The sequence below is a fragment of the Streptomyces sp. NPDC040589 genome (genome assembly GCF_055594445.1).
In genome coordinates, this window is the sequence record NZ_JBVIWP010000001.1 from 1,425,471 (window position 1) to 1,437,487 (window position 12,017).

At 69.6% G+C, this 12,017-nt stretch carries 14 protein-coding genes; 5 read left to right on the forward strand and 9 right to left on the reverse strand.

All coding sequences use genetic code 11. The annotated features are described in order from the left end of the window. Positions 1-30: 30 nt before the first annotated feature. The 7 genes from ccsB to hemL all read right to left on the reverse strand — a co-directional run bounded on the left by ccsB (position 31) and on the right by hemL (position 7,816). Complete coding sequence (gene ccsB, locus ACZ58V_RS06595) at positions 31-1,128, reverse strand: c-type cytochrome biogenesis protein CcsB (RefSeq protein WP_189728404.1); 1,098 nt, start codon at positions 1,126-1,128, stop codon at positions 31-33. Continuing rightward, positions 1,125-2,834 carry a cytochrome c biogenesis protein ResB gene (resB, locus tag ACZ58V_RS06600; RefSeq protein ID WP_471288647.1) on the reverse strand — a complete coding sequence of 570 codons (1,710 nt, stop codon included), beginning with the start codon at positions 2,832-2,834 and terminating at the stop codon, positions 1,125-1,127. The genes ccsB and resB overlap by 4 nt, the downstream gene beginning before the upstream one ends. A 3-nt stretch (positions 2,835-2,837) precedes the next feature. After that, positions 2,838-3,611, reverse strand: coding sequence for a cytochrome c biogenesis CcdA family protein (locus tag ACZ58V_RS06605; RefSeq protein WP_471288648.1), 774 nt, complete (start codon positions 3,609-3,611; stop codon positions 2,838-2,840). A 1-nt stretch (position 3,612) separates the two neighbouring features. Further along, positions 3,613-4,269 (reverse strand): TlpA family protein disulfide reductase, encoded by a 657-nt coding sequence (locus ACZ58V_RS06610; RefSeq protein WP_189728397.1) that lies wholly within the window; start codon positions 4,267-4,269, stop codon positions 3,613-3,615. Positions 4,270-4,335: 66 nt separating this feature from the next. Next, positions 4,336-5,595, reverse strand: a complete 1,260-nt coding sequence (locus ACZ58V_RS06615) for a polysaccharide deacetylase family protein (protein WP_471288650.1) — start codon at positions 5,593-5,595, stop codon at positions 4,336-4,338. A gap of 173 nt (positions 5,596-5,768) precedes the next feature. Next, complete coding sequence (locus ACZ58V_RS06620; RefSeq protein WP_471288651.1) at positions 5,769-6,503, reverse strand: histidine phosphatase family protein; 735 nt, start codon at positions 6,501-6,503, stop codon at positions 5,769-5,771. Next, a complete protein-coding gene (gene hemL / locus ACZ58V_RS06625; protein ID WP_471288653.1) occupies positions 6,500-7,816 on the reverse strand; it encodes a glutamate-1-semialdehyde 2,1-aminomutase in 1,317 nt (438 codons plus the stop codon). The genes ACZ58V_RS06620 and hemL overlap by 4 nt, the downstream gene beginning before the upstream one ends. 613 nt (positions 7,817-8,429) lie before the next feature. Here hemL and ACZ58V_RS06630 point away from each other — a divergent pair. Beyond that, entirely contained in the window at positions 8,430-8,867 is a 438-nt protein-coding gene (locus ACZ58V_RS06630; RefSeq protein WP_003974483.1) for a hypothetical protein, read from the forward strand. Between the two features lie 118 nt (positions 8,868-8,985). On the opposite strand, the gene ACZ58V_RS06635 is transcribed toward ACZ58V_RS06630, so the two are convergent. Beyond that, positions 8,986-9,246 carry an FCD domain-containing protein gene (locus ACZ58V_RS06635; protein WP_423572769.1) on the reverse strand — a complete coding sequence of 87 codons (261 nt, stop codon included), beginning with the start codon at positions 9,244-9,246 and terminating at the stop codon, positions 8,986-8,988. Between ACZ58V_RS06635 and ACZ58V_RS06640 the strand changes: the two genes are divergently transcribed. From ACZ58V_RS06640 to ACZ58V_RS06655, 4 genes are all read left to right on the forward strand, one after another. After that, a complete protein-coding gene (locus tag ACZ58V_RS06640; RefSeq protein WP_471288654.1) occupies positions 9,233-9,796 on the forward strand; it encodes a cation:dicarboxylate symporter family transporter in 564 nt (187 codons plus the stop codon). The genes ACZ58V_RS06635 and ACZ58V_RS06640 overlap by 14 nt on opposite strands. Positions 9,797-9,832: 36 nt before the next feature. Next, positions 9,833-10,234, forward strand: coding sequence for a DUF6153 family protein (locus tag ACZ58V_RS06645; protein WP_423572763.1), 402 nt, complete (start codon positions 9,833-9,835; stop codon positions 10,232-10,234). Between the two features lie 122 nt (positions 10,235-10,356). Next, positions 10,357-11,004, forward strand: coding sequence for a DUF305 domain-containing protein (locus tag ACZ58V_RS06650; RefSeq protein WP_471288655.1), 648 nt, complete (start codon positions 10,357-10,359; stop codon positions 11,002-11,004). A 118-nt stretch (positions 11,005-11,122) separates the two neighbouring features. Then, entirely contained in the window at positions 11,123-11,581 is a 459-nt protein-coding gene (locus ACZ58V_RS06655; protein ID WP_189728375.1) for a DUF4396 domain-containing protein, read from the forward strand. A 4-nt stretch (positions 11,582-11,585) separates the two neighbouring features. On the opposite strand, the gene ACZ58V_RS06660 is transcribed toward ACZ58V_RS06655, so the two are convergent. Continuing rightward, positions 11,586-11,948, reverse strand: coding sequence for a DUF6223 family protein (locus ACZ58V_RS06660; protein ID WP_471288656.1), 363 nt, complete (start codon positions 11,946-11,948; stop codon positions 11,586-11,588). Positions 11,949-12,017: the final 69 nt, after the last annotated feature.

The window sequence follows — 12,017 nt, forward strand, 5'->3', positions numbered from 1 at the left end:
CGGGAACCGGCCTTCGTGCGTCGCCTGGGCCTACACGCCCGCGTAGGAGTGCTTGCCGGAGACGAAGATGTTCACGCCGTAGTAGTTGAACAGCCAGCAGCCGAAGGCGAGGAGGGCCAGGTAGGCGGCCTTGCGGCCCTTCCAGCCGGCGGTGGCGCGGGCGTGCAGGTAGCAGGCGTAGGCGACCCAGGTGATGAAGGACCAGGTCTCCTTGGGGTCCCAGCCCCAGTAGCGGCCCCAGGCGTCGCCGGCCCAGATCGCGCCCGCGATGATCGTGAACGTCCACAGCGGGAAGACGGCGGCGTTGACGCGGTAGGCGAACTTGTCGAGGGAGGCGGAGGACGGCAGCCGCTCCAGGACCGAGGTCGCGAAGGTGCCGGGCGTTCCGCCGGTCGCGAGCTTGTTCTCGTAGGAGTCCTTGAAGAGGTACAGGATCGTCGACATCGCACCGACGTAGAAGACCGCGCCGCAGAAGATCGCGGTCGAGACGTGGATGTACAGCCAGTACGAGTGGAGGGCCGGGACCAGCTGGTCGCTGGCCGTGTACAGCACCGTGACGGCGAGACCCAGGTCGAGAAGGACCGTGGTGATCAGGGGCAGGCCGAGCCACCCGACGTTCTTCTTCAGGGCGAGCAGCCCGAGGTACACGCCGACGGCGACCGTGGAGAACGTGATGTTGAACTCGTACATGTTGCCCCACGGCGCCCGCTCCACCGACAGGGCGCGGGTGAGGACACCGCCGAACTCGATCAGGAAGGCGAGCACGGTGAGGGACACGGCGATCCGGCCGTACAGGTCGCCCTGCTCGTCCCCGCCCGCGGCACCCGGCCCGTCCGGTACGTCCCGCTGACCCGACGCGGCCCGCACGGTGACCTTCGGCCGCTCCAGGACGGCGGTGCCGCCGGCCTTGTTCACGGTGACGGCCGGGGCCGCCTTCTTCTCGGCCTGCCCGGTGAGCGCGGCGGCGGTGCGGGCCACCTTGCTGCGGCTGCCGAAGAGCCATTCGGCGATATGGGCGAAGAAGGCCAGGGTGTAGACGGCCATCGACGAGTAGATCAGCACATTGCTGATGCTCGCGAGATTCTCGTTGGTGGCGGCGGCGAGATCGGTTGCGGCGGCGAGAGTCACTTCTCAGCCCCTTCGGCAGGTACGGGGGAATCTGCGGGGTCGTCGGGGTCGGGCGCGCCCGGGGCCTGGTCGTAGAGGATGCCGGCGAGGTCGCCGAGTTCCTCGGGGACCTTGGCGGACTCGCTGCGGCCGAGGCCGGCCATCTCGACGACGGTGACGCCGTCGGCGCCTCGGACCGCGCGCACCCAGACGCGGCGGCGCTGGATGAACAGGGAGGCGGCGAGGCCGCCGATCGCGGCGATGGCCCCGGTGAGGGCCCAGCCGCCGCCGGGCTCCTGGACGACCTGGAAGCCGGCCCACTCCTTGACGGTCTTGCCGAAGGTGACCGAGCCGGCGCCGTTCGGGAGGGTCATGGAGTCGCCGGGCCGCAGCAGCCTCTTGAACAGCTTGCCCTTGGAGTCCTTGAACTCCTTCATGTTGGTCTTGTCCATCTGGTACACGCTCTGCGGGATGCCCGAGTCGGCCCCCAGGTCGCCGTGGTAGGCGGACAGCGCGAGCACCGGGGAGTCCAGCGCGGGGAACTGCGACAGCATCGTGCCGCTGGCGTGGCCGCCGTAGGTCGGGACGAAGAACGCGTTGAAGCCGAGCTGTTCCTTCTTGCCCTGGGCGTTGCGGTAGCCGTCGAGGACCTTGACGACGCCGGAGGAGGTGACGTTGGCGTCCAGGGGAAGCAACGGTACGGCGTCGTCGTAGACGACCTTGCCCTTGGCGTCCCGGACGGTGATGACGGGGGCGTAGCCGTGGCTGACGAGGTAGACCTTGGAGTCGCCGATCTCCAGGGGGTGGTTCACCCGGACGGTGGTGTTCTCGTCCTTGCCGTAGGGGCCCGAGCTGTAGGTGAGGTCGGCCTTGTAGACGCGCGGGGTGCCCTTGTTGGGGCCGGTGCGCTCGTAGGTGCCGGTGAAGTCCTTCAGGTTGAAGCTGAACGGCACCAGGTCGTCCGACGAGAAGAGGTTGCCGGACTTGAAGTCGTCGTACTGGGTGAGGGTGTTGGAGAATCCTTGGCCCTCGACGACCAGCTTGTTGCCCTCGGACTTGTAGAGCTGGCCCCAGGCGAAGGCGACCAGCATCACGATGAGGGCGATGTGGAAGACGAGGTTGCCCAGTTCGCGCACGTAGCCCTTCTCGGCGGCGACGGCGTCACCGGCGAGGTGGGCGCGGAAGCGGCGCTTCTTGAGCAGGGCCAGGGCGGCCTCGTGGACCTGCTCGGGTTCGGCCGTGGTGCGCCAGGTGGTGTGGGCGGGCAGCCGGGTCAGCCGCTTGGGAGCGCCCGGCGGGCGGCCGCGCAGCTGGCCCACGAACTGCCAGGTGCGGGGCACGATGCAGCCGATGAGGGAGACGAACAGCAGGATGTAGATCGCGGAGAACCACACCGAGCCGTAGACGTGGAACAGGCCGAGCTTGTCGTAGATGTCGCCGAGGGTCTCGTGGCTCTTGCGGAAGTCGGCGACCTTCGTCTCGTCCTGGCCGGACTGCGGGATGAGCGAGCCGGGGATCGCGCCGAGGGAGAGCAGCAGGAGCAGCAGCAGGGCGACCCGCATGGAGGTCAGCTGGCGCCAGAACCAGCGGGCCCAGCCGATGACGCCCAGGGCGGGCAGGTTGGGCAGGTCCTCCTTGGGGGCGGTGGACAGCTGGGAGCCGGCGGCCCCCAGGTCCTGGTCCTCGGTTGTGGAGGGGGCCGGGTCGGAGGCGGTGGTCTTGCTCATCGATCAGATCCCCACAGTGAAGCCGTCGGACCAGACCTGCATCTCCTGCACGATGCGGTCCCACGCGCCGGTCAGCAGCAGCAGACCGGTCACGATCATCATGGTGCCGCCGACCCGCATCACCCAGACGTAGTGGCGCTTGATCCAGCCGAAGGCTCCGAGGGCCTTGCGGAAGGCGACCGCGGCGAGCACGAACGGCACGCCCAGCCCCAGACAGTACGCGACGGTCAGGAGGGCGCCGCGTCCGGCGCTGCCCTGGTTCAGGGCGAGTGTCTGCACGGCGGCCAGCGTCGGGCCGATGCAGGGCGTCCAGCCGATGCCGAACAGCGCGCCCAGCACGGGAGCGCCGACCAGGCCGGCCGCCGGCTTGCGGTGGAAGCGGAACTCGCGCTGGGTGAGCCAGGGCATCAGCCCCATGAAGAAGATCCCCATGAGGATCATGAAGACGCCCAGCACCTTCGACAGGACGCCGCGCTCCTCCTGGAGCGTCTGGCCGAAGTAGCCGAAGAAGGCGCCGCCGGAGACGAAGACCGCCGTGAAGCCGAGCACGAACAGCGAGGCACCGGCGACCATCCGGCCCCGCCTGGCCTCGGCCAGGTCGGTGCCGCTGACGCCGGTGACGTACGACAGATAGCCCGGCACGAGCGGCAGCACGCAGGGCGAGAAGAAGGAGACGAGGCCGCCGAGCAGGGCGAGGGGCAGGGCCGCCAGCAGGGCGCCGTTGAGCACCGTGCCGTTGGGGTCCGTGACCGCGGCGAGGGTGGTGACGTCCGTCACGTCACTTCTCCGCGACGACGGGCTTGAGCATCTTCAGCAGGCGTTCCTCGCTGAGCGCGGACAGCGAGCGGGCCGCGATCTTCCCGTCCCGGTCGAGGACGAGGGTGGAGGGGATCGCCTGCGGGTTGAGCGTGCCCTTGTCGAAGCGCAGCAGCAGCTTGCCGGTCGGGTCGTAGAGGCTGGGGTAGGTGATGTCCCAGTCCTTCTCGAAGGCGAGGGCGGCGCCGGTGGAGGTGTCGCGGGTGTTGATGCCGACGAACTGCACGCCCTTGTCGGCGTACGCCTTGGACACCTTCGCGAAGTACTTGGCCTCGGCGCGGCAGGGGTTGCACCAGGAGCCCCACACGTTGAGGACGACGACCTTGCCCTTGAAGTCGGCGACGTCGAGCGTCTTGCCGGCGATGGTCTTGCCGGACAGGTCGGGGGCCGGGGTGCGCTCACCCTTGGCGACCGTGGCGGTGCCGTCGGAGCCGGTGACGAAGTTGGTGTTGCCGCCCCCGCCGGAGGTGCCGCCCGAGCCGCACGCGGAGACGAGCAGTGCGGCCGCGGCGGCACCGGCGGTCAGGGCGGCGCGGCGACGGACCCGGGGTGAACGGGTGGTCCGGGTCGTGCGGGGCGAGCTGTTCGAGCCCAGGGGGGCGCGGCTGGCGGCACTCATGTGAAAAGTTTCGCATGCCCGTTCCGAGGCTCTCGCGCACCCCCCTTGCGGGCGGAAAACCGCATTTCAGGCAGCGTTCCGCGAGGGCGTCCCGGCCCCCTGCGGAGTCTTCTCGACGAACCCCTTCCAGCCACCGGCCGGTTGCTGCCCGACCTCGAGCGTACGGAGCCCCGCGAGCACCTCCGGCTGCTGCGCGTCCAGCCAGTCGGTGAACTGCCTGAAGGAGACGAGGCGCACATCCCCGCCCTTGTCCTTCTCGCGCGCGATGTGCTTGAAGGCCTCCTCCACGGCGTCCATGTAGATGCCGCCGTTCCACTGCTCGAAGTGGTTGCCGATGAAGAGGGGCGCGCGATTGGACTCGTAGGCCCGCTGGAAGCCCTGGATGTACGCCTGGGCCGACTGTTCGCGCCAGCCCGGGTAGTTGTGCGCGGGTGCCTTTGTGGTGCTTATGGACTGATTTGCCAGCATGTTGTAGTCCATGGAGAGGACCTCGAAGCCCCGGCGGGGGAAAGGTATCTGCTGCAGGGGCAGGTCCCAGATCCCCTGCCGCTTCACGGGCCACACCTGACGGCCGCCGGGCGAGGAGGCGTCGTAGCGCCAGCCGAGCTCGCGGGCGGTGGGCAGCAGGTTGTCCTGGCCGAGCAGACAGGGCGTACGGCCGCCGACGAGCTCCTTGTCGTAGTCGAACGGCAGCGAGGGCAGGTCGGTCCAGCCGGTGTTGGTGCGCCACTCCTTCACGAAGGACTTCGCCTGGTCGATCTCGCTGCGCCACTGCCGGGGCGTCCAGTTCTTGACCGAGCCGTAGGCCTCGCCGCAGAAGTGCCCGTTGAAGTGGGTGCCGATCTCGTGGCCCTCCAGCCAGGCCCGGCGGACGTTCTTCAGCGTGTCCTTGACGTGCCCGTCGGTGAGGTAGCCGATGTCGGAGGCGCCCCGCGGGTTGTTCGGCGGGTCGTAGAGGCGCTTCTTCGACTCGGGCAGCAGATACAGCCCGGACAGGAAGAAGGTCATGCTCGCGCCGTGCTCCTTGGCCAGGTCAAGGAAGCGCGGGAAGAGCCCGTTGCCGACCTCGCCGGCGCCGTCCCAGGAGAACACGACGAACTGCGGCGGGGTCTGGCCCGGCTCCAGCGGCTCGGGCTTGCCGGGCTGGTGGGGCTGCTTGCCGGTGTAGGCGGTGGAGCCGTCGCCGATGGGACGGGCGGTGGGCTTCGGGCCGCCGGTTCCCTTACTCGGGGAACCTCCGGCATGGCTCGACCCCTCTGACCCGGTGAGGCCACCGCATCCGGCGAGCGAGACAGCGGCGGCGGCTCCCGCTCCGATTCCGAGCATTCCCCTGCGGGAGTAAGGGCGCATTGCATCCCCGTTCGTCACGTTCTCTGGTGGTCACCCAGTCAGAGGACGTGACGAACAGGGAGGTTCCTCCGAAACTTGCAGATTCCGTAACGAGCGAATCGAAAGCCGATCAGAAGCGAACAGAAAGGGCTTACGCCCTGCCGGTTGGATCAGGCGCCGAAGGCCTTGTCCTTCCCCTTCACCGGCTTGGCACCGGCGAGGAGATGCGCCGGGACGAGATCGCGGGCCGGCTCGGTGTAGCCGACGGAGACGATCCGGTCGCCCCGGAACGTGAAGGTCGTCAGCGAGGCGAGGGTGCACTGCCGCTTGCGCGGGTCGTGCCACAGCCGCCGCCGCTCCACGTACGACCGCACGATCCAGATCGGCAGCTGATGGCTGACCACGACCGCCTCGTGCCCCCGGGCCCGGTCCTTCGCCGTGCTCAGCGCGCTCATCATGCGGACGACCTGGTCGACGTACGGCTCGCCCCAGGACGGCCGGAACGGGTTGACCAGGTGCTTCCAGTTGGCGGGCTGGCGCAGCGCCCCGTCCCCGACACCGAACGTCTTCCCCTGGAAGATGTTGTCGGCCTCGATCAGCCGCTCGTCGGTGGCGAGGTCGAGGCCGTGCGCCTTGGCGATCGGCTCGGCCGTCTCCTGCGCCCGCTCCAGCGGGGAGGCGACGACGTGGGTCACATCGCGGTCCGAGAGGTGCTCGGCGACCCGGTCCGCCATGCGCCGGCCCAGCTCGGAGAGGTGGTAGCCGGGGAGACGGCCGTAGAGGATGCCGTCCGGGTTGGCGACCTCGCCGTGGCGCACGACGTGGACGACGGTGATGTCGTCACTCGCGTCGTTGCTCTGGTCCGCGCCGTTGCTCTGGTCCGCGCCGTTGCGCTGGTCGCTCATGCCGTCGCCTCCGCGGCCGCGCGGGCCGCTGCCGGCAGGGCGTCGGCGATCCGCTGCACGGCACGCTCGTCGTGCGCGGTGGACACGAACCAGGACTCGAAGGACGACGGCGGCAGGTACACGCCGTCGGCGAGCAGCGAGTGGAAGAAGGCGGTGAAGCGGAAGGACTCCTGCGCCTTGGCGTCCTCGTAGTTCCTGACCGGCCGGTCGGTGAAGAACACGGAGAACATGTTGGAGGCGTTCTGCAGCGTGTGCGCGACGCCCTCCTTGGTCAGGGCGTCGGTGACGAGGCCCTGGATCTGCTTCGAGACGGCGTCGACCTTGGCGTAGGCGGCGTCGTCGAGCAGCCGCAGCTGGGCGAGGCCGGCCGCGGTGGCGACGGGGTTCCCGGACAGCGTGCCGGCCTGGTAGACGGGCCCGGCCGGAGCGAGACGCTCCATGACGTCCGCGCGCCCGCCGAAGGCCGCGGCGGGGAAGCCGCCGCCCATGACCTTGCCGAAGGTCATCAGGTCGGGGACGACGCCGTCGATCCCGAACCACCCGGCGCGGCTGGTCCGGAAGCCGGTCATGACCTCGTCGGAGATGTAGAGGGCGCCGTTCTCGGAGCAGATGTCCTTGAGCCCCTGGTTGAACCCCGGGGCGGGCGGCACGACGCCCATGTTGCCCGGGGAGGCCTCGGTGATCACGCAGGCGATCTCGCCGGGGTGCGCCCGGAAGGCCTCGCGTACGGCGTCGAGGTCGTTGTAGGGCAGGACGACGGTGTCGCCGGCCTGGGCGCCGGTGACGCCCGGGGTGTCGGGCAGCGCGAAGGTGGCGACACCGCTGCCGGCCGCGGCGAGCAGCGAGTCGACGTGGCCGTGGTAGCACCCGGCGAACTTGATCACCTTGGCGCGCTGCGTGAACCCGCGCGCGAGCCGGATCGCCGACATGGTCGCCTCGGTCCCGCTGGACACGAGCCGGACCTGCTCCAGCGGTGCGACGCGGGCGACCATCTCCTCGGCGAGCGCGACCTCGCCCTCACCGGGCGTACCGAAGGACGTACCGCGGGCGACGGCGTCCTGGACGGCGGCGATGACCTCGGGGTGCGAGTGCCCGAGGATCATGGGCCCCCAGGAGCACACGAGGTCCACGTACTCGCGTCCGTCGGCGTCCGTGAGATACGGGCCGGTTCCGGACACCATGAACCGCGGCGTGCCGCCGACGGCGCGGAAGGCCCGTACCGGTGAGTTCACACCGCCGGGCGTGACGGCCGCCGCACGGTCGAACAGAGCCTGCGAGGCCGGTGCTTCATACGGATATGCCAGTTCGCTCATGACCTGCGACTTCTCCGACCTTCTCCGACGATGTCGGGCTCCGGGTGCCAGTGACCCTGTTCAGTGACCTGTTCAGGGTAGGCCAGGGGAGGTTACGGGGCGGACGCGCCGGCGGACGCACAAGGTGTGGGCGAACCCGCGTCCAGCCCGCGATTCCCGGCCGTCTGCGAGACTGGACCTGATACACACAGATCAAACGGCCCAGGGTGGTCAGAGGCTGCGAAGATCCTGCGGACAGATGTTTCGACGCACGTTTCGGCGGGCGGCCGCGGGGGAGGTCACTGACACGATGATCGGGTTGCGCGGCGGGGGCGACGCGTCCTAGAAAAAGCAGTCGGGTGGAGATATGCATCGCGGTGGCGGACTGGGCGAGGGGACCGATGACCTGGGTCCTCGACGTGCCAGGCGGGGCAAGCACCGGCGCGAGGCGGAGGACACCCAGGAAACTCGTCAGACGCAGGGTCCGCAGAGTGAACCGGAGCGGCCCGACGGACGTACTGAACATCGGCTGGACGATCTTCGGGCTGAACGTCGGGGTGAGCGTCGCGTGGATGAATTTCAGGCTGAACGCCGGGTGGACGATCTTCGGGCGGGGAGCAGGAATGGTGGTCGGGTGGGGGTGACGTACAAGTACTTCGGCGCACCCGACGGTGCGACGGCGGCCCGCGTCCCGATCTCGATGCGCCCCGAGGAACTCGGCGGCGACGAGCTCGGCATGAACGGCATGTTCACCAAGATCAAGCCGGAGACCATGGCGGCGATGGTCCTCACGGGCATCGAGGGCGTCCCCCTGCACAAGGTCCCGCCCCTGGAACTGGTCGTCCTGCACCCCGACTACGCGGTGGTGAAGCTCCCGATGACCGTCGTCGACCCCCTGCGGGGCATCGGCGAGGAGGCGGTGGGCGCGGCGGCCTTCATCTGGTCGACGGTGCCGGACCGGGGTGGGCCCCGGGACGCGTTCAACGTGTACCAACTGCTGCACGAGTGGCAGGACTTCTCGCATCGGCTGCATGAGGCGGGGCATCAGCCTTATTGCCTTGTGTGGCCGTGAGCTTGGGGTTCCTTGTGTTCGGGCGGGGTCTTCCGGGCCTCGCCCTTTCCGTGCCGAGAGGAGCCGTCAGGCGGCCAGGTCGCGCGCGTTCCAGCGTCCGGACATCCGTCGGCGCGCGTCACACGGTACGGGCGCCTTCGCGGTCTTCCAGCGCGCTGATGGCGGTGGCGGTGAGGCTGTGGGTGATGTGGTCGCGCATCAGCTGGGCCGCCTCGGCGGCCCGGCCGTCCTCGACGAGGTCGACGAGCTGGTGGTGCTCCTGGAGGTCGCGGGTACGGGGTTCGTCGCCGGGCGGGAGTTCGAGGCCGAGGCGCCGGTAGCGGTCGGACTTGTCCCACAGGTCGTCCAGCAGGCGGATCGGCCTGATGCGCTTCCTCAAGGCCGAGTTGCTCGTCGCCCTGAGCACCTGTTCCAGCGAGGCCGTCCTGCCGCAGCTCGTGCGCAAGCTGGAGACCCTCGGCGTCGGCCGGCCGGTCGTCGGCATCGTCATCCCGTCAGGGTTCTCCTTCAACCTGGACGACTCCGCGGTCTACCTCACGATGGCCTCCCTCTTCCTGGGCCAGGCCATGGGCATCGACCTGTCCTGGCAGCAGCATCGCGTCATGGTCGGCGTCATGATGCTCACCAGCAAGGGCACCGCCGGCATCGCGGGCGGTGCGTTCATCGTGCGGCAACGCCGTCGCCACCATCGTGATCGGCAAGTGGGAGAACGACTTCGACACCGACAAGGCCCGGGAAATCCTCAGGTCCGGCAAGGAGACCGAGCCATCCGCGCCGTCGCCCGACACCGAGGTCGACACGACCAAGGTCGGCGCCGGCACCTGAGGCGAACCCACGCGGTTGCGGCACTGTACGCCAAGGCGGGCGAGCAACAGCCGTTCGCCGACTCGCCTGTCTACGCCGTCATGGTCAAGCCCCTTCGAGGCTGAAGGGGAACTCCCATGACGGGCCCGTACGATGGGCCCGTGACCACCAGCGCCCGATCCAGCAGCCGCCCCGCCGGTCGGCTGCTCGGGTTGCTGGTGATGGCGGTGCTGGCCGGTGTGCTGGGCATGCACGGGCTCGCTCCCGGGGGGATGCCGGCGACGCAGGGAGCTGCCGGTCACGACATGGTGATGGCCTCCGCGGCGGGTGTACCGCACGCGAGCGGGGGTTGCGCGCATGCGGATGGCGGCTCGGGGCATCTCGAACACGCCGACGGGACGTGTGCGGCCGCCGGAATCGGTTCGGCGTACACGCCGCCCGCGCTGACCGGCGTCCTGCCGGACGCGCCCCAGGCCCCCGCGCCCGCTGCGGCCTCCTCGGGGGCGCCTCATGACGGCCGGGCTCCGCCCGATCTTTCCGAGCTGCAGCTTCTGCGGATATAGAGCGGCCCGCTCGGCACCCCCTCGTCCGGAGTTCTCCGGTGACGGGTGCCGTGCCTTCGCACGCCCTCACATCCGTTCCCACCGCGCGCCGCGAACGGCGCGCGTCGAGGAGTTGCACAACCATGATCCAAAACCGTTCACTCGCCCGCCGCGGTGCCGCCGTTGTCGCCGCAGGTGCGGCCGCGCTCGTCCTGGCCGCCTGTGGTGGAGACGGCGACAGCGACAGCTCGGCCGGACACGGCGGCCACAAGGCCACCGCCTCCGCTTCCGCCTCTTCCTCCGCGTCCGCTTCCGCGTCGCAGGGGCAGCGCAATGCCGCCGACGTGGCCTTCGCGCAGGGGATGATCCCCCATCACCGCCAGGCCGTCGAGATGGCCGGCCTCGCGTCCGGCCGGGCGCAGTCGGCCGAGGTGAGCAAGCTCGCCGCGGACATCAGGAAGGCCCAGGACCCGGAGATCAAGACGCTCTCCGGCTGGCTGACCTCCTGGGGCGAGGACGTGCCCGCGAAGGGTGCCATGGACCATTCCGCGCACGACATGGGCGGCATGATGACGGACGGGGAGATGACCGAGCTCGAGAAAGCCTCGGGCAAGGCCTTCGACACCGCCTTCATGAAGCTGATGATCAAACACCATGAGGGCGCGGTCGAGATGGCGAAGACCGAGCAGGCCGACGGTGCCTACGGACCGGCCACCAGGATGGCCGGAGAGATCATCACCTCGCAGAGCGCGGAGATCGAGCAGATGAACAAGCTGCTCGGCAAGGACTGACCGCAGCGCGTCAGGGTGGGGCGGGCTCCCGGTGGGTGCCCGCCCCACCCCTGTTCAGATACCCACGGGGGGTATATGTTTCCGTTCTGAGGCCGTCCGAGTTCTTGCGGAGCGTCGAATGGAGATGAAGGTCATGGACCACGGCACGACCTGGACGACGGCGATGAAGGCGACACTGCACTGCCTCACCGGATGTGCCATCGGTGAGATCCTCGGCATGGTCATCGGGACCGCCCTGGGGTGGGGCAACGTGCCGACGATGATCCTGGCGATCGCCCTGGCCTTCGTCTTCGGCTACTCGTTCACCCTCTTCGCGGTGGTACGCGCCGGGGTGTCCCCGAAGGCGGCGATCAAGGTGGCCCTGGCCGCCGACACCGTCTCCATCGCGGTGATGGAACTGGTCGACAACGTCATCATCGCGCTGACGCCGGGAGCGATGGACGCCCATCTGTCGGACGGGCTGTTCTGGTACGCGCTGCTCGGCGGCTTCGCCGTGGCGTTCGCGATCACCACGCCGGTCAACAAGTGGATGATCGGCCGCGGCAAGGGCCACGCCGTCGTCCACTCCCACCACTGACCCGTCACACCTCAGGATCGCGGGTCAGTGCCAGCCCTCCGAGGGCCATGGCGATCAGTCCCACGATCAGGGCCACGAAGGCTCCTCCCAGCCCGTTGCCGGTGCCTAGCCCTCCGTCGGCGGTGGCCGCCACCAGAGCGCCGAGGACGATGGCGAGCAGCCCCGCCGTCAGAGCGGTGGCGGCGCCGCGCCGTCCGGTGCCGGTGCCGAAACGGCCGGTGGGGCGGGCCAGGGCCAGCCCACCGACCACCACGCCGATCAGCGCGAGCACGCCGGCCGCGACGGCCCCGAGCCGCCCGGCGCTCATGTCGTAGACATCGGCGGCGGTCGGCTGGACCGCGGCGCGCAGAACCACTGATGTGCGCATGCTGGGCCTCCTGCTTCGTGGGGCTGGCTTCCGGATGTCACCCGATGCTGCCTGCGGGGACACCTCCGG